We start from the raw sequence: 20,649 nt of genomic DNA, 5'->3' as shown, positions 1-20,649 counted from the left end.
TCCCCACGCGAGACAGGCGGCGGCTAACAATTGGCGGGACGGGGCGCATACCCCAACAGGGTTATGGCGGGCTTGGCGCGCATCCATTGCTTGAATGTCGCGCCATCCTCCGCCACATAGTCGCCAAGTGATGCTTTTTCGCAACAGGTAAGATGATGGCCGATCCCTATTCCACATTGGGCGTCGCGCGCGGCGCGACCGACGCGGAGATCAAGTCCGCCTATCGCAAGCTGGCCAAGGAATTGCACCCCGACAAGAATCGGGACAATCCCAAGGCTGCGGATAAATTTTCCGCTGCGACCAATGCCTATGACCTGCTGTCCGACAAGGACAAGCGCGCCCGTTTCGACCGGGGTGAAATTGACGCTGATGGCAATCCGACCGCGCCCTTCGGTTTTGGCGGTGGCGGTGGGGGTGGCGGTTTTCGCGGCCAGCCGGGCGGCTTTGAGACGGGCGGCGCTGATTTCGGCGATATTTTCGAAGGATTGTTCGGCGGGGCGGGGCGTCGCGCGGGTGGTGGCTTTGGCCGTCAGGCACCGCAACCCAGGGGCGCGAACGTCGCCTACCGGCTGGCGGTGCAATTTGCCGACGCAGCCATATTGGCGCCGCAGCGGATCACCCTGCAGGATGGCAAGACCATCGACCTGAAACTGCCAGCCGGGGTCGAAAACGGCACGCAGATGCGCCTGTCGGGCAAGGGGCAGCAGGGACCGGGCGGCGCGGGCGACGCGATCGTCACGATCGACCTGCGCCCGCACCCCTTCTTCACCCGCGACGGCGACAATGTGCGGCTCGACCTGCCGATCACGCTGGACGAAGCGGTCAAGGGCGGCAAGGTCAAGGTGCCGACCGTCGATGGCCCGGTGATGCTGGGCGTGCCCGCCGGCACTGCGTCGGGTAAGACGCTGCGGCTGCGCGGCAAGGGCTTTACCGGCAAGGACGGCACGCGCGGCGACCAGCTCGTCACCCTGATGGTCGACGTTCCCGCCGATGATCCGGCGATTCAGGCGCTGGTGGAAAATTGGCAGGACCGGCGGGCCGTGCGCGCCCATCTGGGCGTCTAGGGCGTTATCGGGCGAATGCCCATGCCTTCGCCCCTGTCGCCTGAATCCCGTCGCCACCGGATGGCGGGTCATATCCACCGCCACATCAACCGAGTCCGCCCCGGATCGCACCCGTTCGAGATTTTCAAGCGGGTCGCGGTCGGCACCTATAGCGACGGGTTCATCCATGCCGGGAATCTCGCCTATCTCTCGCTGATGACGCTGTTCCCCTTCTTCATCGTCGCGGCGGCGGTGGCCAGCATCTTTGGCCGGACGCAGGATGGGGTGCAGGCCGTCAATGCCTTCCTGACCACCGTGCCGAGCGGGGTGGCGGAGGTCGTGCGCCAGCCGATCAACGATGTGCTGGCCGCCCGCTCCGGCCCGCTGCTGTGGCTGGGCGCGCTGGTCGGCCTGTGGACCGTGGGCAGCCTGATTGAAACGATCCGCGACATTCTCCGCCGCGCCTATGGCACCAAAAGCACCAAGCCCTTCTGGCGCTACCGGCTGGGCGCGGTCGGCATCACGCTCGTCAGCGTGGTCGCGGTGATGTTCGCTTTCTCGTTGCAGGTCGTCATCACCGGCATCGACCAGTTTTTGCAACAGATATTGCCCTGGGCCGACGATGCGATCGCGCTGGTGGCATCGGCCAAGCTGGTGCCGATGGGCATCGTTTGCGTGGCGCTCTGGTCTTTGTTCGTGTCGCTGACGCCGACCCTGTACAAGGATCGCCGCTTTCCCAAATGGCCCGGTGCGGTCGCCACATCGCTCTGGTGGTATGCAACCACCTTGCTGCTGCCGCCCACCCTGTCGCTGCTGGGCGGATATGACCGCACCTATGGCAGTCTGGCGGGCGTCATGATCACGCTCATTTTTTTCTTTCTCGTCGGGCTTGGCGTGGTAATTGGCGCGGAACTGAATGCGGCGCTGGCGGAATTTCCCGAAGAGGAAGAGGCCGCAGAGCCGGACACCCAAGGGAATGGAACGACGATATGAACGGCTTGATGGCAGGAAAGCGTGGCCTCATCATGGGCCTGGCCAATGACAAGTCGCTGGCCTGGGGCATTGCGAAAGCGCTGCATGAACAGGGCGCGGAACTGGCTTTCTCCTATCAGGGCGACGCGCTGGCCAAGCGGGTCCGGCCATTGGCAGAGCAGGTCGGATCAGACTTTCTGATCGATTGCGACGTCACTGACATGTGCAAGCTGGACGCAGCCTTTGCAGAGATTGAGGCGCGCTGGGGCGGGCTGGATTTCGTGGTTCATGCGATCGGCTTTTCCGACAAGAATGAGCTGCGCGGCCTCTATGTCGACACCAGCCTGGAAAATTTCCTGCTGACCATGAACGTGTCTGCTTACAGTTTCGTGGCAGTCACCCGCCGCGCCCGCGCGCTGATGCCCAATGGCGGCAGCATTCTGACGCTGAGCTATTATGGCGCGGAAAAGGTCATCCCCCATTATAACGTCATGGGCGTGGCCAAGGCCGCGCTGGAAACCAGCGTCAAATATCTGGCGATGGACCTTGGCCCGGAAAATATCCGCGTCAACGCTATCTCCGCCGGGCCGATCAAGACGCTGGCCGCCAGCGGCATCGGCGATTTCCGTTACATTCTCAAATGGAACGAGCTGAATTCGCCGCTGCGCCGCAACGTCACGATCGAGGATGTCGGCGGCGCAGGCCTTTACCTGCTGTCCGATCTGGCAAGCGGCGTGACCGGCGAAATCCACCATGTCGATGCTGGCTATAACGTCATCGGCATGAAGGCCGAGGACGCCCCGGACATCGCGCTGGACAAGTGACAACTGACCCTCTCCCTTCAGGGGAGAGGGAGGGGCCCGCCGCGAAGCGGTGGGAGGGTGAGGGGAATGAAGCGACCTGACCCTGCAACGCCAGACTCCCTGAATCGGGTTCGCACCATGCGACGCGACCCGACCGAGCCGGAAAGGCGGCTCTGGGCTAGGTTGCGCAGCCGCCAGCTTGCAGGTCTAAAATTCCGGCGACAGGTCTGGCTGGTCGATTATATCGCGGATTTCTATTGCGCCGATCTCCGTCTGGTCATCGAAGTTGACGGCGATGACCATGCCGTTAGGGAAGCAGCCGACCGGCATCGGTCGGAAAGACTGGCACGAGAAGGCTTCCGCATCGTCCGTTTCGCCAATGCGGATGTGTTGAGCAATATCGAAGGGGTGTTGGAGACAATATTGATGACGGCGCGCCAAAACCCCTCACCCTCCCACCCGGCTGCGCCGGGCGGGCCCCTCCCTCTCCCCCAAGGGGAGAGGGGAATATGAGTTTCAACACATTCGGTCGTATGTTCCGCTTCACCACCTGGGGCGAGAGCCATGGTCCTGCGATCGGCGCGGTCGTCGATGGCTGCCCTCCGGGGCTGGACCTGAGCGAAGCCGACATTCAGCCCTGGCTCGACCTGCGCAAGCCCGGCACGTCCAAATTCACCACCCAGCGGCGCGAGGCGGATGAGGTCCGCATCCTGTCGGGCGTGTTTGAAGGGCTGACCACCGGGACCCCGATCAGCCTGATGATCGAAAATACCGACCAGCGATCGAAAGATTATTCGGACGTCGCCAAAGCCTATCGCCCCGGCCATGCCGATTATGCCTATGACGCCAAATATGGCTTTCGCGACTATCGCGGCGGCGGGCGATCGTCGGCGCGTGAGACCGCGAGCCGGGTCGCGGCGGGCGCGGTGGCACGGGCGGTCATCCCCGAAGTCGATATTTTCGCCTATGTCAGCGCCATTGGCGGCGACGCCATCGACTATGACAATTTCGATCCGGCGCTGATCGGACAAAATCCCTTCTTCTGCCCGGATGCGCAGGCGGCGGTGCGCTGGGAAAAGCTGGTCGACGAAGCCCGCCTCGACGGCTCGTCGCTCGGCGCCGTGGTCGAATGTGTCGCGTCGGGCGTCCCGGCTGGCTGGGGCGCGCCGCTCTATGCCAAGCTCGACAGCGAACTGGCCAGCGCGATGATGAGCATCAACGCGGTCAAGGGTGTCGAGATTGGCGACGGGTTCGCCGCCGCCAGCCTGCGCGGCGAGCAAAATGCCGATCCGATGCGACCGGGCAATGACGGCCCCATCTTCCTTGCCAACCATGCCGGCGGCATCGCCGGCGGCATCTCGACTGGCCAGCCCGTCAAGGTCCGTGTTGCGTTCAAGCCGACCAGCTCGATCCTGATCCCGGTCGAAACCGTTACCCGTGAAGGTGAAGCGTCAGACATCATCACCAAGGGCCGCCACGACCCCTGCGTCGGCATTCGCGGCGTGCCGGTGGTCGAAGCGATGATGGCGCTGGTACTGGCCGACCAGAAACTGCTCCACCGCGCCCAATGCGGCGAACGCCCCGAAACCGACTGACGCGCCAAAGCGAAGCGATCCTGCGCCGAAAAGGCGAGACGACTCGGCAAATTTAGGATAGGCTCCGTTTCAGGCCCGCCACAGGGCCAGCGGCAGAGCGTAAGCCTGGGGAACGTCACCACGCACAGCGCGGACATGACGACAAAATGTCCCCATACCGCCGCGATACGGGCCAGCCATGCAACCATGGCTGGCCCATTTCGTTTCACCCCGTGGCAGGAGACGCGACGCCGCGATCCGGGGGACAGACACAGATGCACTTCATCACCGCGCTGCTGGGCGTGTATCGCGCGGAAATCGGCCTGTTGATTCTGGCGCTGATGTTCATCGCCTTCGTACGCGAACGCTATTCGCCCACGGTCATCGCGGTGGTCGGAGCCTGCGCCTTTGCCCTGCTCGGCCTGCTCGACGAAAAATCGCTCTTCTCCGTCTTTTCCAACAGCGCGCCGCTGACCGTCGGGGCGATGTTCGTGCTGTCGGGTGCGCTGATCCGCACCGGGGTGATCAATCGCGTTGCCGACATCATCATGGCCCGCGCCAAAAAACATCCCCGGCTGGCACTGGCCGAAGTCACGCTGGGGGCGGTCTCCCTGTCGGCTTTCCTCAACAACACGCCCGTCGTCGTGCTGTTGATCCCGATCATGTTCAAACTGGCGCAGGCGACCGGCTATCCGGTCAAGAAATTGCTGATCCCCATGAACACGGTCGCGGTGCTGGGCGGCTGCCTCACCTTGATCGGCACATCGACCAACCTGATCGTCGCGGGCATCGCTGCCGATCAGGGGATGGAGCCGTTCGGCATTTTTGACATCACCCCCTATGGCCTGGCCGGTGCGGCCGCCGGTATTGTTGCCCTGCTCTGCCTGTCCTTCCTGCTGCCCAGCGATCCACCCGCGATCAGCGGAGAGACGGGCGGCACCGTGCAGGATTATCTCACCGAACTGGTGGTGCCGCAGGATAGCGAGTTGATCGGGCGGGAGATTGGCGCGCTTGGCCTGTTCAGCCCCTCGGTCGTCTTGCTCGGCCTTAAGCGCGGCGGCGAGATCAGGCGGCGCGAGATACTGACCGAAGAATTGCGCTCCGGCGACCGGCTGATCGTGCGGGCGGATGGCACCGCCATCATGACGCTGCGCGAATCGGGCGGGTTCGATCTGGGCGTGGCCGCCGATTCCAGCACATCGGCGCGCGAAGGTACGGTGATCGAAGCGATGGTCGCCCCCAGCCACCCTTCCATCGGGGAGCGGTTGCTGGACATTCCCTTCCTCCATGCCCTGCGCGTCCGCATCATCGGCATCCACCGGTCGCGCCATCTGCCCGGCCCTGCACTGGCCGAAGCGCGGGTGCGCGGCGCGGACCGGCTGCTGATCGCCGGCAGCGACGACGCAATCCGATCGCTCAAGGACAATCCCCACCTGATCGGCGTCGACATCAGCCGCACCCGCGCCTTTCGCCGCAACAAGGCGTGGATCGCCATGGCGGCGATGGCGGCGGTCGTGCTGCTGTCGGCGCTCGACATGATCGGCATCGGCATGGCCGCCTTCATCGCCGTTGGGGTCATCCTCGTCACCCGCTGCATCGACCCGGAAGAAGCCTGGGCGGCGATCGACGGCGACGTATTGATCCTGATCTTTGCGATGCTGGCGGTCGGTCTTGGGCTGGAACGGGCGGGCAGCGTGGCGTTGATGGTCGGCTGGATTACCCCGCTGCTGACGGTCGCGCCGGTCTGGTCGCTGGTGTTCATCATCTATTTCTTCGCGCTATTGCTGTCCGAACTGCTCAGCAACAATGCGGTAGCGGCACTGCTCACGCCGATCACCATCGCGCTGGCGCAGCAATTGGGGGTCGATCCGCGCCCGCTGGTCATCGCCCTGATGATCGGTGCGTCGGCCTGCTTCGCCACCCCGATCGGCTATCAGACCAATGCGCTGGTCTATGCCGCGGGCGACTATCGCTTCGCCGATTTCGTGCGGATCGGCGTGCCGATCAACATCATCGTCGGGCTGGCAGTGTGCAGCGCGTTGGTGCTGCTGGGCTAGACGGCCAATCCCGCGCGGGCGGCCCTGTTCGCCCACCTGCGCGCCCGGCATCACGGCACCTCTACCTGCTAAGGAACCCGCCATGCCCAGCCTGCCATTCACCCAGGTCGATGCCTTTGCCGACGCGCCATTCACCGGCAATCCCGCCGCCGTCATGCCGCTCGATCAATGGCTCGACGATGCGACGCTTCAGGGCATAGCGGCGGAAAACAACCTCTCCGAAACCGCCTTCACGATTCCAACCCTAGATGACCCGGATGCAGATTATGCGCTGCGCTGGTTCACCCCGACGGTGGAGGTCAAATTATGCGGCCACGCCACGCTCGCCAGCGGCCATGTCCTCATGGGGGATTGGGATGCGATCCGTTTCCGCACCCGCCATGCCGGCGTGCTGACGGTCGTGCGGGCCGGGGCAGGCTATGAACTGTCACTGCCCGCATGGGAGACGCAGGCCAAGCCGTTGCCCGATCTGGCGGCGGGGATGGGCGGCGATGTGTTGGAAACGCGCTGGCGCCACGGTGGCTATGGCATGTTCGTCTATCGCGACGCCGCCGCGATCCGCGCCCTGACGCCCGATTTCGCCGCGCTCCGCCCGGCAGGCGACCTGCTGCTGATGGCCACCGCGCCGGGGGACGATAGCGACATCATCAGCCGGGTTTTCGTGCCGGGCGGCGGGGTGGATGAAGATCCCGTCACCGGATCGGCCCATTGTTTGCTCACCCCCTATTGGGCGGCGCGGCTGGGCAAGACAGACATCAGCGCCGTTCAGGCTTCGGCCCGCGGCGGGCGATTGGGCTGCACGCTGGCGGGCGACCGGGTGATCCTGACCGGCGGGTGCCGTACGGTGATCGAAGGGCGGTTCCTGCTTTAGCCCGGAAACAGCCCGATCAGCCGGGCCAGCGCCGTCTTGACCGCGACCCGCTGTTCCTTGTGCGGCGACATGCCGATCCGCACGACGGTCAGCCGCTGGGACGGGGACACGAGGATATATTGCCCATTATGGCCAACGCAGCCGAACAGGCTGGCGGGGGCCTGTCCTGGCATCAGCGCGCTCTCGCTGCTTTCCCGGTTGAGCCACAGATGCGCGCCATAGGCCGGGTTGCGCGCCGATGGCGTGGTCATGATGTCGATCCATTTCTCCGGCAATATCTGGTGACCGGTCGGGCTGCGGCCATGGCGACGGAGCAATTCGCCAAAGCGGCCATAATCGCGCGCAGTCATGTGCAGGATGCTGCCGCCGATCATCGTGCCTGCCGCGTCATATTCCGGGGTCAGGCTGGGCAACTGGCCCGGCGCCTTCAGCCTGCCGTCGATAAACATCTGCATCGCCCGCCGCCGTGCATCGGGATCGTCGCTGTTGGTCAGCATCCGCGTCATCAGGTCGGTCAGGATCATCGTGCTGCCGGTGGAGTAGGAAAAGGTCGATCCGGGCGCATGGGCCAGCGGCTTGGCCTCGGCAAAGCCGCTCATATCCTGCGCGCCGTCGGCAAACAGCATCCGCACCGTATCGCCAGCGGGCTGCGGATCGCCATCCTCGATATGGTCCAGCCCCGACGTCATCGTCAGCAACTGGCGCAGCGTAATCCGCCCGCGCGGGTCGCCCGGCTGGCGCCACGCATCGACCGGCACTGGCGCGTCGAGCGCCAGTCGCCCGTCCGACACCATCAGCCCGACCAGCACCGCCGTCACACTCTTGGCGATCGACCAGGACAGCAATTTCGTGTCCGGGCCGAAACCGGGCGCATAGCGTTCCGCCATGATCTGCCCGTCGCGCATCACCAGCAAGGCGCGCGTGTCGCCCATGTCGTTATCGTCGAACAGCGGGTCGATCGCGGCGCGCAGCGCGGCTTCGTCCACCACCGCGTCGCGCGACACGCGATAGAGCGGCTGTGGATCGGCCGCGCGCGCGCTCCAAAGCCCGCCCGCGCCGACCAGCGCAGCTAGGGCCACGCCCAGACCAAGCCGCTTTACGCTGTTCCATTCCCTCTTCATAAGCCGCGGCCTTAGCCATCCCCAACCGAGTCGGGAATATGCCGGGTCGCCGGACGATCATTTATCTTGCCCTTGCGCTCTGCCTGTCGCTGCTGATCGCGCTTGGCTGGCACTGGAACAGCCTGCGTGATCAGGCCCGATTGGGCGCCGCCTATGGCGCGCGGCTGACCTGTTCCTGCCGCTATGTCGAAGGCCGCGCCATGGACAGTTGCGCCGATGACAAGGAACCGGGCATGGCGCTGGTCCGGCTGACCGACCGGCCACAGGACAAGGCGGTGGACGCCAGCGTCCCGCTCATGGCCACCCGCACCGCCCGCTTCCGCCCCGGCTGGGGCTGCCTGCTCGACCCGGTGGAGTGAAGCGGACCAGAAGCGACCTTCTCCCCGGTGGGGAGAAGGATACGTAGCCTTGGCGACGAAGGCGCTTAGGCGAAGTTGGATGAGGGGGATCGGCGCTGATCGTGCGTGCAGCGTTGCGGTCGCTACACCCTCTCCCAGCTACGACTAAGGCTGCAAGCAGCCAAGTCTGCGCAGCCCTCTCCCTCAAGGGAGAGGGATAAGGGACCCCAGACGACCATCATAACGCAACACCCACTGGCCCCCCTGCGCCTCAGCCGCTAGAGGCCATGCGATGCGGCCCGACATTCCCACCCTCCTTCACGACATATTCGGCTTTCCCGCCTTTCGCGGGGTACAGGAACAGGTGGTTGGCCGCGTTATGGCGGGGCTTCCCACGCTGGCGATCATGCCGACCGGGGCGGGCAAGTCGCTCTGCTACCAGTTGCCGTCCGCCGCGCTGGATGGCTGCTGCGTCGTTGTATCGCCACTGATCGCGCTGATGCATGACCAGTTGCGCGCGGCCAACGCCGTGGGCCTGCGCGCCGCAAGCCTGACCAGCGTGGATGCCGACTGGCGGGAGACGCAGGATCGCCTCCGCAATGGCGATCTCGACCTGCTCTATGTCGCCCCCGAACGCGCGAGTCAGGAGGGGTTTCGCAGCCTGCTCCGCTCGGCAAAGGTCGCGCTCTTCGCGATCGACGAGGCCCATTGCGTGTCCGAATGGGGCCATGATTTCCGCCCCGACTATCGCCTGCTGCGCCCGCTGCTCGACGAATTTCCTGATGTCCCGCGCCTGGCGCTCACCGCCACCGCGGACGCGCATACGCGCGAGGATATTCTCGTCCAGCTGGGCATCCCGCGCGATGGCCTCATCATCTCCGGCTTCGACCGGCCCAATATCCGCTATGCCGTCCATCCGCGCGACGGCCTCTCCAGTCAGCTTGCTGATCTGGTCGCGATCCATCCCGGTCCCGGCATCGTCTATGCCCAGACCCGCGCCGCGACCGAGAAAATGGCCGAGACGCTGGGTCGCGGCGGCCGCCCCGTCCGCGCCTACCATGCCGGCCTCGACCCCGCCGTTCGCGCCCGCAACCAGGCCGCCTTCATCGCCAGCGAGGATATGGTGATGGTCGCCACCGTCGCCTTCGGCATGGGCATCGACAAGCCCGACGTGCGCTTTGTGGCGCACGCAGGACTGCCCAAGTCGATCGAGGGCTATTATCAGGAATCGGGCCGCGCGGGCCGTGACGGCGAACCGGCGGTCGCGCATCTCTTCTGGGGCGCAGAGGATTTCGCTCGCGCCCGCCAGCGGATCATGGAACTGGACCCGTCCCGCCAGCAGGGCGAACGCACCCGCATCGCTGCGCTTGGCGCACTGGTGGAGACCGCCACCTGCCGTCGCGCCATTCTGCTGCGCCATTTCGGCGAATCCCCGCCAGCCACCTGCGGCAATTGCGACAATTGCCTCTCCCCCCCGGCCAGCGTCGACGCCACCGAAACCGCGCGCAAATATCTCTCCGCCGTCTATCGCACCGGGCAAAGCTTCGGCTCCGGTCATATCGAGGCGGTGCTGACCGGCGGCGTCACCGACAAGTTGCGCGAGCGCGGCCATGACAAGATTTCGGTCTATGGCATCGTGTCGGGCGACGAAGCCGCGCTGCTGCGCCCGGTGTCGCGCGCGCTGCTGGTGCGCGACGCGCTGGAAACGACCGAACATGGCGGGCTGATGCTCGGCCCCAATGCCCGGCCCATCCTGCGCGGGGAGGAGGAGGTGCGCATCCTCGTGCCGCCCAAGCGCGAACGCCGCAAGCGCAACGCCCGCAACGGGGCGGAGGCCAATCCGGTCGGCGATCCACTGTTCGACGCGCTGCGTACCTGCCGCCGCGAACTGGCGCAGGAGGCGGGCGTGCCGCCCTATGTCATCTTCCATGATTCGACCCTGCGCGAAATGGCCGAACAGCGCCCCACCAGCCTGCGCGATCTCGGCACGATCAGCGGCGTCGGGCAAAAGAAGCTCGACGCCTGGGGCGACGCCTTCCTGGCAGCGATCCGGCCCTATCTCTGAACGGTTTCGCGCAGAGGCGCAGAGGACGCAGAGACCTAATCATAGATGATATGCCTCTTCTTATCTCCGCGCTCTCTGCGCCTCTGCGCGAACCAAATATCTTGAAACCTTAGATATGAGCGCGCATGGCTGCGGCAAAAGGAGACCCGCCGATGTTCCGCAAACTGACCGACCATATCCTCGTTTCCCCCCAGATCACGATCGATCAGGTGGCAGAGGCCAAGGCGCAGGGTGTGACGATGATCGTCAACAACCGCCCCGATGACGAGGAGCCGGGTCAGGTCAACGGCGCGGAAATCGAAGCCGCAGCCAAGGCGGCGGGCATCGCTTATGTGGCCGTGCCGGTCGCCCATGGCGGCTTTGCCCCCTGGCAGCTCGATGGCATGGCCGCCGCGCTGGAACAGGCCGGGACGGGCAAGACGCTCGCTTATTGCCGGTCAGGCACCCGCAGCACATTGCTCTGGGCGCTCACGCGCGCGCGGGCAGGGGACAATGGCGACGTGTTGGCGGCACAGGCGGCTGCCGCAGGCTATGACATCACCCCGGTGCGGCAGATCATGGACGCGCTCAAGAGCGACTGATCACTGCTCCTCGCACCGCCCGGTAAATTCGGTCGCCGCGCGCACATGGACGATGCGTGTGCGGCGATCATAATCGATGCGCGGCTTGTTCAGCCCGTTCATGCGATAGCTGCCCGTAATCCGGTCCGGCGTCACCAGCAGGTCGGCGATCGGCCACCAGCCATCGCTCCCGCCCGAATGGATCGGCGACACCAGCTTGCCGGACGGATGCACCCGGCCGATGCCATCGGCAATCTCGATCTCCAGATCGGACGAGAAGGCCTCGCGCCCCATGGTCGTGCCAAATTCCGGTTCGAATTTGCGCGACTTGCGATTGTAGCGATAGCCGGACGTGCTTTGCGCCGCAGGCCCGCTGCCCGCGCCGATGCAGACCAGCGAAATCCGGTCAAAGGGCTGCGTTGGCCGCGTTGGCGCGCCGCCGCCAGCATTGCAATTGGCCGCCGGAACCGTGCCGATCGCACTGTATCGGCCCTCCGCCGTCGCCACCGAAATACACTGCCGCTGCCGCTCACTCCACCAGAAGGACCATTTCGTGTCCCGCACCACATTGGTGGTGATGAAGCGATAGCCCCGTGCCTCCAGCTGGGTTTCGCCCCCGGCGGCCCTGGCGCCGACCAGATCGGCGACATCGGGCGGGGTCTGGGCGATGGCGGGGGTCGCGGATGCCGCCAGCAGGACGGCTATCACAGGCAGGCAACGCATGGATCAATCCTCCTGGCGGGGCGCTGATACGAACATTAGCGCGTGAACAGAAATCCGACGATAAGGAACAGGGTAAATGCTTCAAACAGGGTGATGGCAACCGCACCAATCGCAGAAATATAGCCGGTTTCCAGCTTCATGGCGAACCAGCGTGTCTCGATGATGACATAATAGACTATGCTTGCGACGACCAGCCCGATGCCGCCTATATAGGCGACGGGCAATGTCGTGCGGGCCAGGCTGATGCCTATGCCAATGCCCAGCGCGAACACGCCGGTGGGATAGCATTGCGCGTAAAAGGGCGCGCGCAACGCATTGCGGTCGATCGGCAGGCCGCGCCGGCGCACCATCCTTGTCGCGGTGAACAGGGAAAAGGACGCAAAGACTACCAGCCGCAGCACCAGCGCGCTGGCATCGTCATTGACCAGTCCGGCCAGCCCGTGCCGGTCGGCGACGATCGCGTCGACCTGCCCCAGCGCCAGCGAAACCGCATGGGCCATCAGCAGCGCAATCGCCAGGAACAGCGGCGGGCTGAGCGCCGCACCATATTGCTCGTCATCGGGCAGCGCGAGCTGGTCATCGGCATAGTCCATCATCGCAAAGGGATGGACGATCGAACGCCACAGGGTGAGCGGAAAGAAGAGCAGCCAGCTCATGACTTCGTAGAGAAGCTCGTCGAGCGAGTTGATCCATTTCATGAAATCCATGGCGCATCATCGAACAAAGCCGGTGCGCAGGGCAATCCCTTTAGAGCATGGAAATCTCAGCCCTCCACCGTCACATGCTCCATCCGGGGCAGGGTGCGCACCCGCGCGCGTATCCGCGCGGCGTCCGCGCCCGGTGCTAGGCTGATGATCGACGCATGGGCATGGGGACCGATGCGCCAGACGTGCAGGTCGCGGATGGTCGCGCCCTCGGCCTCCACCAGCGTCCGCACTGTCGCCATCAGCGCCGGTTCGGCGGTATCGAGCAGGATCGCGGCGGTATCCTTCATCAGGCCCCACGCCCAGCGCGCAATCACTACCGCACCCAGCAGGCCGACCGCCGGGTCCATCCACCACCAGCCGAGATATCGCCCCGCCAGCAACGCCGCGATCGCCAGCACCGACGTCAGCGCATCGGTCAGCACATGCACATAGGCAGCGCGCAGATTATTGTCGGCATGGCCATGCTTGGCACCATCGGCGTGATCATGCCCGTCATGATCATGGTTATGGTCATGCCCCAGCAGGAAGGCGCTGATGATGTTGATGACCAGCCCGACGACCGCGACCAAAGTCGCCTCGCCAAAGGCAACCTCGACCGGCTGGAAGAAGCGCATCCCCGATTCGATCGCGATGAACAGCGCCATGACCCCCAGCAGCAGCGCGGATGCAAAGCCCGACAGATCGCCAACCTTGCCGGTGCCAAAGGTAAAGCGCGGGTTGCGCGCGTGCCGCCGGGCATAGCCATAGGCCGCCGCCGCCACCGCCAGCGCGCCCGCGTGCGTGGCCATATGAAAGCCATCGGCCAGCAGCGCCATCGAACCGGTGGTCCAGCCAGCGACAATCTCCACCACCATGGTCGCGGCAGTCAGCCAGACGACCCACAGGGTGCGCTTTGCATTCTCGTCATGCCCGGCGGACAGATAGATATGGTCGAAATGATGGCTGTCCTCGCCATCGCCGCCTTGCAGCGATGCGGCGTTTTCCAGCCCCTGGTCATGGTCCCGATCATGGGCATGATGGCCATGATGATGATGGTCGTTATGCATCGTCATTTCCCGTAGCGGCGGATCAGCGCCAGCATTTCCTCACTTGCGGCTGTGCGCTCGGCATCGGTCAGGCCGGGCCGGGCGACATGTTCGCGCATATGCTGCTCGATCAGCTCCTCCATCAAACTGCCCACCGCGCCGCGCACCGACGCCACCAGTTGCAGCGTTTCGGAGCAACCCGCGTCGCCCGCCAGTTGGCGCTCGACGGCAGCCACCTGTCCCGCGATACGGCGCACCCGCGCCAGCAACTTGTCCCGATCAGCGATAATATGCATAGGATAGCCCCCTATCCTATAGCGGTGGTCATGACAAGATGCCCCGCTTCCCCAAAAACCATGCCGCCGCGCCATTTGAGTCATGGCCTTGTCCTATCGCCTCCCCTAACAGGATGGCATGACCAAGCGGGTGGAATGCGATCTGGCGATCCTTGGCGGCGGCCTGGCGGGCAGCCTGATCGCGCTCGCCTTCGCCGCGCGGCGGCCCGATGTGCGGCTGGCGCTGATCGAACGTGACGCGGTCATTGGCGGCAATCATATCTGGTCCTTCTTCGATGGCGATGTCGTGCCGGGTGACCGCTGGCTGATCGATCCGCTGGTCAGCCATCGCTGGCCGCAGGGCCATGAAGTCCGCTTTCCGGGCCATCAGCGTCGGCTCGACACCCCCTATAACAGCGTCGCCTCGCCCAAGCTCGACGCCCATGTCCGCGCCGCGCTGGGCGACGCCGTGTTGACCGGGGCGGATGCTATGTCCGTGTCACCGTCGGGCATCACATTGGCCGACGGGCGAGAGATTGCAGCGGCCGCAGTGATCGACGCGCGCGGCGCGGGCGACCTTTCGATGCTGCGCTGCGGCTGGCAGAAATTTGTCGGCCATACGCTGCGGCTCGATGCGCCGCACGGGTTCGATCGGCCGGTGATCATGGACGCGACCGTGGATCAGATTGACGGCTATCGCTTCGTCTATCTGCTGCCATGGGACGCGCGCACCATTTTCATTGAGGACACCTATTACAGCAACAGCCCGGCGCTGGATGTCGCCACGATCGGCGTGCGCATCGCCGCCTATGCGCAGGCAAAGGGTTGGCACGGCACCGTCATCCACCGCGAACAGGGCGTGCTGCCGGTCGTCCATGGCGGCGATTTCGACGCCTATTGGTCCAGCAATGATCCCATCGCCCGCGCTGGCGTGCGCGCTGGCCTATTCCAGCCGATGACCGGCTATTCGCTGCCAGACGCCGTGCGCTTTGCCACCTGGCTGGTGGACCAGCCGCTCGATCGTCTGGCCGCCGTCACCCGCGCCCGCGCCGCTGCCCACTGGCGCAACGGCGGCTATTATCGCCTGCTCGGCAAGATGCTGTTCGGCGCGGCACAACCCGACCAGCGCTGGCGCATCTTCGCCCGTTTCTATCGCCTGTCCGCGCCGCTCATCCAGCGCTTCTACGCCGGACGCTCCACCCTCACCGACCGCATCCGCATCTTGTGCGGACGCCCCCCCGTGCCCATAAGGGATGCCATGCGAACATTGTTGAATCCGCCCGCCTGATGACCAGAAAAGCGATCGTCATCGGCGCAGGCTTTGGCGGGCTGGCGCTCGCCATCCGCCTGCAATCCGCCGGTATAGACACCACCCTCGTCGAGGCACGCGACCGTCCGGGCGGGCGCGCTTATATGTGGGAAAAGGACGGCTTCACCTTCGACGCCGGGCCGACCGTCATCACCGATCCCGATTGCCTGTCGGAACTGTGGCGCCTGTCGGGGCATGACATGGCGCAGGATGTGACGCTGATGCCGGTCAGCCCCTTCTATCGCCTCAACTGGCGCGACGGCACCAATTTCGATTATAGCAATGACGAAGCGTCGCTGCGGACGGAGATCGCCAAGCTCGATCCCGCCGATGTCGCAGGCTATGAACGCTTCCTCGATTATGCCGCCGGCGTCTATGAGGAGGGGTATCGCAAGCTCGGCTCCGTCGCCTTCCTCGACTTCGCCTCGATGATCAAGGCCGCGCCCGCCCTTGCCAAATATCAGGCCTGGCGTTCGGTCTATTCGATCGTCTCTTCCTATGTGAAGAATGAGAAGCTGCGTGAGGCGCTGTCCTTCCACACGCTTCTGGTCGGCGGCAATCCGATGAACACCAGCGCCATCTATGCGCTGATCCACAAGCTGGAAAAGGATGGCGGCGTCTGGTTTGCCAAAGGCGGCACCAACCGTCTGGTGCAGGGCATGGCGACCCATTTTGAACGGCTGGGCGGCACATTGCGGCTGGGCGACAAGGTGACCCGGATCGAAACCCATGGCGACAAGGTCACTGCCGTCCATACCGCGTCGGGCTGGCGCGGGGAGGCGGATGCGGTCGCCAGCAATGCCGACCTGATGCACAGCTATCGCGATCTGCTGGCCCACCATCCGCGCGGGCAAAAACAGGGTGAGAAGCTGGCGCACAAGCGCTGGTCGCCCAGCCTGTTCGTGTTGCATTTCGGCATCAAGGGCAGCTGGCCTGGCATCCCGCACCATATGATCCTGTTCGGACCCCGCTATAAGGGGCTGCTGACCGACATTTACGATCATGGCGTGCTGCCGGAGGATTTCTCCCTCTATCTGCACCACCCGACCGTCACCGATCCGTCGATGGCGCCCGAAGGTCATTCCACCTTCTACGCGCTCGCCCCGGTGCCGCATATGGGCAAGCTGCCGATCGACTGGGACCAGTTCGCGCCCGCCTATGCCGAACGCATATTGGACGAGATCCAGCATCGCCTGATCCCCGACATCCGTTCGCGCATCGTCACCCAATTCCATTATGCGCCGTCCGATTTCGGGCGGGATCTCAACGCCCATCTGGGCAGCGCCTTCAGCCTGGAGCCGCTACTGACCCAGAGCGCCTGGTTCCGCGCGCATAATCGCGACGATGTGATCCCCAACCTCTATCTGGTGGGCGCAGGCACGCATCCGGGGGCTGGCATCCCCGGCGTCGTCGGCAGCGCAAAGGCGACCGCGGCGCTGATGATCGACGATATGGCATCGGTAACTTAAGTATCTGATATATAATGATAGTATCAGATATGCCATATGTGAATATGGGAAGAGTATGAAAAGATTGGCAGTCTATTGCGGATCGGCGACCCCCGCCGATCCCACCTTTATCGAAGCCGCCCGCCATGTCGGCCGCACCCTTGCTGCGCGCGGCATCGGCGTCGTCTATGGCGGCGGTCGCCTTGGCCTGATGGGGGCGGTGGCGGATGCCGCGCTGGAAGCGGGCGGGGAGGTGATCGGCGTGATCCCCGAAGCCTTGGTCGGCGCCGAAGTCGCCCATCGCGGCTGCACGCAGCTGCACGTCGTTCAGACCATGCACCAGCGCAAACAGCTGTTCACCGACCTGTCGGACGGCTTCGTCACCCTGCCCGGCGGCGTGGGCACGATGGACGAACTGTGGGAAGCGATCAGCTGGTCGCAACTGGGCTACCACCAAAAGCCGGTCGGCCTGCTCAATGTCGGCGGCTTCTATGACCAGCTGATCGGCTTCAACCGCCAGATGGTGCAGGCAGGCTTCATCCGCGCCCAACATGCGGGCATCCTGCTCCACGCCGACGGCATCGACGCCCTGCTCGATGCCATGGTCGCCTATCAACCGCACGAAACGATCTTCGCGATGAAGGCGGATCGTTTGTAGGATGACGTGCTCCCGCGCAGGCGGGAGTTCAGTTCCGCCGTTTCGACTGGGCTCCCGCCTGCGCGGGAGCACGCTGTGCTGTCCACCGGCGTGGGTTGCAGGCCAGCCATCAGACGGGCATGTCCATTGGATGACTGACGTGCAACTTCTCGACCGCCCCGCCCTCGTCGCCCATGCGCAGGCAAGCATCGCGCGCGGTTCCAAATCCTTCGCCATGGCTTCCACCCTATTCGACTGGGTGACCCGCGAACGCGCCTGGCTGCTCTATGCCTGGTGCCGCAAATGCGACGACATCGCCGACGGGCAGGACCATGGCGGCACGCTCACCGGGGTGACTGATGGGCAGGAGCGACTCTCCACCATCCGCGTGCTGACCGACATGGCGCTCCGGGGAGAAGCAACCGGCGATCCGGCCTTTGACGGCTTTGGCGTGGTGATGCGCGAATGTGCGATCCCCGCCCGCTATGCCCATGACCTGATCGAAGGCTTCGCGCTCGACGCGCGCGACTGGCGACCGCGCAGCCAGGACGACATGCTACTTTATTGCTATCATGTCGCAGGTGTAGTCGGCTGCATGATGGCGGTGCTGATGGGGGTCGATGCGGCCGATGAGGCAACGCTGGACCGCGCCTGCGATCTGGGGCTGGCGTTCCAGCTCGCCAATATCGCCCGCGATATCAGCGAGGATGAAGCCGCCGACCGCTGCTATCTGCCGCAGGAATGGCTGGTGGAAATGGATATCCCGCCCGGCGAACATATGAAGCCATGGGCGCGCCCGCGTCTCGCCCAGTTGGGCAAGCGGATGGCCGATATGGCCGCCACCTACGAACAAAGCGCGCGCCACGGCACCGGCGCACTTCCGCTGCGCGCAGCCTGGGCCGTGCTGGCCGCAGCGGGCATCTATGGCGACATTGCGCGTGAAGTCGCCAGAAGGGGCGAACAGGCGTGGGACCATCGCGTCGTCACGCCCAAGTCCGACAAGCTGCTGTGGGTCATGCGATCCGGCTGGCAGGTGATCGGCCGTGCCCGCCGCTGGCCCGCGACCACGCCGCGCCCAGCTGACCTGTGGACCCGCCCCACCGCCTGACGCCCGTTTCCGACAAAAAAAGGGCCGATGCTTTCGCATCGGCCCAAGGCATGTTCGCAGGAGGAACATAGTGGGGCGGGCGGGCCTTGTCCCTTTCGGGCGGCCCGCCCTGCCAAGTCTTACATATTATAGGCGCGTTCGCCGTGGCTGGAGAGATCCAGACCCTGCTGTTCATCTTCGGCGCTCGGACGCAGACCGATGGTCTTGTCGATGACGAAGAAGAGGATCGCGCTACCCACGCCGGACCATACGAGGGTCAACAGGACCGCCTTGATCTGGGTAATGACCTGACCGGAGATGCTGTAGGCCGAGGCATCGAAACCCGCCGGAAAGACGGTGTAGTCGAAATAACCCTGACCGCCCAGCGCCGGAGAAGCGACGATGCCGGTGGCGATGGCGCCAACGATACCGCCAACGCAGTGGACGCCGAACACGTCCAGGCTGTCGTCATAGCCCAGCTTGCCCTTCACGAAGGCCACGAAGATGTAGCAGATCGGCGAGACGACGAAGCCCAGGACGACCGAGGTCATAGGCGCGCCCAGACCAGCCGCCGGGGTGATGGCGACGAGGCCGGCGACAGCGCCGGTGACGGCACCCAGCAGCGAAGGCTTGCCATGGTGGAACTGTTCGACCAGCGCCCAGCTGACGGCAGCTGCGCAGGTGGCGACCATGGTGTTGATGAAGGCGACACCGGTGACGGCATTGGCTTCCAGGTTGGAGCCGGCGTTGAAACCGAACCAGCCGACCCAAAGCAGGCTTGCGCCGATCATGGTCATGACGAGCGAGTGCGGCGGCATGGGTTCCTTGGGGAAGCCAACGCGCTTGCCGATCATGAGGCAGCCAACCAGGCCAGCGATGCCCGCATTGATATGGACGACGGTGCCGCCCGCGAAATCAAGCGCGCCCATGCCCCACAGGAAGCCGGTGTCGGTCGGTGCATCAGCCAGGAAGTCGGGGCCAGCCCAATACCAGACCATGTGCGCGATCGGGAAATAGATCACGGTCAGCCAGGCGACCACGAACACGATCAGTGCCGAAAACTTCACGCGTTCGGCAAAAGCGCCGACGATGAGAGCCGGGGTGATCATGGCGAAGGTCATCTGGAACACGACGAACACCAGTTCAGGCAGATAGACGTTGTTGCTGAACGTCGCTGCATAAGTGGTGGCATCGACGCCCATCAGGAACGCCTTGGAGAAGTTGCCGATGAACGGATTGTTGCTGGTGAAGGCGAGGCTGTAGCCCCAGCAGACCCAGACCAGGCCCGCGACCGACACGATCATGAAAACCTGCATCAGGACCGACAGCATATTCTTGCTGCGGACCAGGCCGCCGTAAAAGAGGGCGAGGCCGGGGATCGACATCATCAATACCAGAGCGGCGGAGATCAGCATCCAGGCAACGTCGCCCTTGTTGACCATGCCGGCCATGGCAGCGGCGTCAGGCGCCTTGATCGGGCCGGCAAATGCCGGCGACGCGGCGAGCAGGGTCAGGCCAAGCGCCCCCGCTACCCCGCAAAGTTTCTTGGAAAAGGTCATTATTTCCCCCTTCTTACAGCGCGGTTTCGCCGGTCTCGCCGGTGCGGATACGCACGGCCTGACCGACATCGAGGACGAAGATCTTGCCATCGCCGATGGCGCCCGAATTGGCGGCCGCCTGGGTCGCTTCCACGACACGCGGCGCAAGGTCGTCGTCGCAGACGACCTCGATCTTGATCTTCGGGACCATGTTGGTGGAATATTCGGCGCCGCGATAGATTTCGGTCTGCCCCTTCTGGCGGCCAAAGCCCTTAACTTCGCTGACCGTCATACCTGCGATGCCGAGCGAGGAGAGTGCCTCGCGGACATCGTCAAGCTTGAACGGCTTGATGATAGCCATGACAAGTTTCATGTCGCCCCCTGTTACTGGTGTGCGGGGACCACTCAGCAAGAGGCGTGCCAATTTGTTAAACGCGGGTTAACGCGGGCTTGCGGCACGATGACATGAAAGGCAGCGCCAAAAAAATGGGCAGCG

At 64.5% G+C, this 20,649-nt stretch carries 21 protein-coding genes; 14 read left to right on the top strand and 7 right to left on the bottom strand.

The window, feature by feature from the left end; all coding sequences use genetic code 11:
- Nucleotides 1–155: 155 nt before the first annotated feature.
- The 7 genes from ACODR8_RS10995 to ACODR8_RS10965 all read left to right on the top strand — a co-directional run bounded on the left by ACODR8_RS10995 (nt 156) and on the right by ACODR8_RS10965 (nt 7,320).
- Nucleotides 156–1,064 carry a DnaJ C-terminal domain-containing protein gene (locus ACODR8_RS10995; protein WP_489007344.1) on the top strand — a complete coding sequence of 303 codons (909 nt, stop codon included), beginning with the start codon at nt 156–158 and terminating at the stop codon, nt 1,062–1,064.
- A 15-nt stretch (nt 1,065–1,079) separates the two neighbouring features.
- A complete protein-coding gene (locus tag ACODR8_RS10990; RefSeq protein ID WP_489007264.1) occupies nt 1,080–2,036 on the top strand; it encodes a YihY/virulence factor BrkB family protein in 957 nt (318 codons plus the stop codon).
- Nucleotides 2,033–2,839, top strand: a complete 807-nt coding sequence (gene fabI, locus ACODR8_RS10985) for an enoyl-ACP reductase FabI (protein ID WP_489007263.1) — start codon at nt 2,033–2,035, stop codon at nt 2,837–2,839. The genes ACODR8_RS10990 and fabI overlap by 4 nt, the downstream gene beginning before the upstream one ends.
- 66 nt (nt 2,840–2,905) lie before the next feature.
- A complete protein-coding gene (locus tag ACODR8_RS10980) occupies nt 2,906–3,331 on the top strand; it encodes an endonuclease domain-containing protein (RefSeq protein WP_489007262.1) in 426 nt (141 codons plus the stop codon).
- A complete protein-coding gene (aroC, locus tag ACODR8_RS10975; protein ID WP_489007261.1) occupies nt 3,328–4,413 on the top strand; it encodes a chorismate synthase in 1,086 nt (361 codons plus the stop codon). Before ACODR8_RS10980 ends, aroC begins: the two co-directional genes overlap by 4 nt.
- Before the next feature lie 254 nt (nt 4,414–4,667).
- Complete coding sequence (locus ACODR8_RS10970; RefSeq protein ID WP_489007260.1) at nt 4,668–6,449, top strand: SLC13 family permease; 1,782 nt, start codon at nt 4,668–4,670, stop codon at nt 6,447–6,449.
- A gap of 82 nt (nt 6,450–6,531) precedes the next feature.
- Nucleotides 6,532–7,320 (top strand): PhzF family phenazine biosynthesis protein, encoded by a 789-nt coding sequence (locus ACODR8_RS10965; RefSeq protein WP_489007259.1) that lies wholly within the window; start codon nt 6,532–6,534, stop codon nt 7,318–7,320.
- Here ACODR8_RS10965 and ACODR8_RS10960 read toward each other — a convergent pair.
- Nucleotides 7,317–8,441: a serine hydrolase domain-containing protein gene (locus ACODR8_RS10960; protein ID WP_489007258.1), complete on the bottom strand. Its 1,125-nt coding sequence runs from the start codon at nt 8,439–8,441 to the stop codon at nt 7,317–7,319. The genes ACODR8_RS10965 and ACODR8_RS10960 overlap by 4 nt on opposite strands.
- Nucleotides 8,442–8,479: 38 nt before the next feature.
- Here ACODR8_RS10960 and ACODR8_RS10955 point away from each other — a divergent pair, with 38 nt between their 5' ends.
- The 3 genes from ACODR8_RS10955 to ACODR8_RS10945 all read left to right on the top strand — a co-directional run bounded on the left by ACODR8_RS10955 (nt 8,480) and on the right by ACODR8_RS10945 (nt 11,425).
- The gene (locus tag ACODR8_RS10955) at nt 8,480–8,800 is read left to right on the top strand and encodes a hypothetical protein (protein ID WP_489007257.1); all 321 of its coding nucleotides are present in this window, start codon (nt 8,480–8,482) and stop codon (nt 8,798–8,800) included.
- A 271-nt stretch (nt 8,801–9,071) separates the two neighbouring features.
- Nucleotides 9,072–10,844 (top strand): DNA helicase RecQ, encoded by a 1,773-nt coding sequence (gene recQ / locus ACODR8_RS10950; RefSeq protein WP_489007256.1) that lies wholly within the window; start codon nt 9,072–9,074, stop codon nt 10,842–10,844.
- Nucleotides 10,845–10,996: 152 nt separating this feature from the next.
- Complete coding sequence (locus ACODR8_RS10945; protein ID WP_119749486.1) at nt 10,997–11,425, top strand: protein tyrosine phosphatase family protein; 429 nt, start codon at nt 10,997–10,999, stop codon at nt 11,423–11,425.
- Here ACODR8_RS10945 and ACODR8_RS10940 read toward each other — a convergent pair whose 3' ends face one another.
- The 4 genes from ACODR8_RS10940 to ACODR8_RS10925 are packed head-to-tail and all read right to left on the bottom strand — an operon-like array spanning nt 11,426 to nt 14,155.
- Complete coding sequence (locus ACODR8_RS10940) at nt 11,426–12,127, bottom strand: hypothetical protein (RefSeq protein ID WP_489007255.1); 702 nt, start codon at nt 12,125–12,127, stop codon at nt 11,426–11,428.
- 35 nt (nt 12,128–12,162) lie between these two features.
- Nucleotides 12,163–12,834 (bottom strand): hypothetical protein, encoded by a 672-nt coding sequence (locus tag ACODR8_RS10935; protein WP_489007254.1) that lies wholly within the window; start codon nt 12,832–12,834, stop codon nt 12,163–12,165.
- A gap of 56 nt (nt 12,835–12,890) precedes the next feature.
- A complete protein-coding gene (gene dmeF / locus ACODR8_RS10930) occupies nt 12,891–13,886 on the bottom strand; it encodes a CDF family Co(II)/Ni(II) efflux transporter DmeF (protein ID WP_489007253.1) in 996 nt (331 codons plus the stop codon).
- Nucleotides 13,883–14,155: a metal/formaldehyde-sensitive transcriptional repressor gene (locus tag ACODR8_RS10925; RefSeq protein WP_119749492.1), complete on the bottom strand. Its 273-nt coding sequence runs from the start codon at nt 14,153–14,155 to the stop codon at nt 13,883–13,885. The genes dmeF and ACODR8_RS10925 overlap by 4 nt, the downstream gene beginning before the upstream one ends.
- Nucleotides 14,156–14,273: 118 nt before the next feature.
- Between ACODR8_RS10925 and crtY the strand changes: the two genes are divergently transcribed.
- The 4 genes from crtY to ACODR8_RS10905 all read left to right on the top strand — a co-directional run bounded on the left by crtY (nt 14,274) and on the right by ACODR8_RS10905 (nt 18,636).
- Nucleotides 14,274–15,422 (top strand): lycopene beta-cyclase CrtY, encoded by a 1,149-nt coding sequence (gene crtY / locus ACODR8_RS10920; RefSeq protein ID WP_489007252.1) that lies wholly within the window; start codon nt 14,274–14,276, stop codon nt 15,420–15,422.
- Entirely contained in the window at nt 15,422–16,912 is a 1,491-nt protein-coding gene (locus tag ACODR8_RS10915) for a phytoene desaturase (protein WP_489007251.1), read from the top strand. Before crtY ends, ACODR8_RS10915 begins: the two co-directional genes overlap by 1 nt.
- A gap of 55 nt (nt 16,913–16,967) precedes the next feature.
- Nucleotides 16,968–17,549, top strand: coding sequence for an LOG family protein (locus tag ACODR8_RS10910; RefSeq protein WP_489007250.1), 582 nt, complete (start codon nt 16,968–16,970; stop codon nt 17,547–17,549).
- A gap of 130 nt (nt 17,550–17,679) precedes the next feature.
- Nucleotides 17,680–18,636, top strand: a complete 957-nt coding sequence (locus tag ACODR8_RS10905; RefSeq protein WP_489007249.1) for a phytoene/squalene synthase family protein — start codon at nt 17,680–17,682, stop codon at nt 18,634–18,636.
- 119 nt (nt 18,637–18,755) lie between these two features.
- Here ACODR8_RS10905 and ACODR8_RS10900 read toward each other — a convergent pair whose 3' ends face one another.
- Together ACODR8_RS10900 and ACODR8_RS10895 are read right to left on the bottom strand one after the other, a co-directional pair.
- Nucleotides 18,756–20,174, bottom strand: coding sequence for an ammonium transporter (locus ACODR8_RS10900; RefSeq protein WP_119749502.1), 1,419 nt, complete (start codon nt 20,172–20,174; stop codon nt 18,756–18,758).
- A gap of 13 nt (nt 20,175–20,187) precedes the next feature.
- Nucleotides 20,188–20,526 (bottom strand): P-II family nitrogen regulator, encoded by a 339-nt coding sequence (locus ACODR8_RS10895; protein ID WP_004209785.1) that lies wholly within the window; start codon nt 20,524–20,526, stop codon nt 20,188–20,190.
- Nucleotides 20,527–20,649: the final 123 nt, after the last annotated feature.

It is taken from the genome of Sphingobium sp. FG58, from assembly GCF_057809055.1.
The sequence above is the reverse complement of the archived record's forward strand: the minus strand, read 5'-3'. Positions and strand labels throughout refer to the sequence as shown.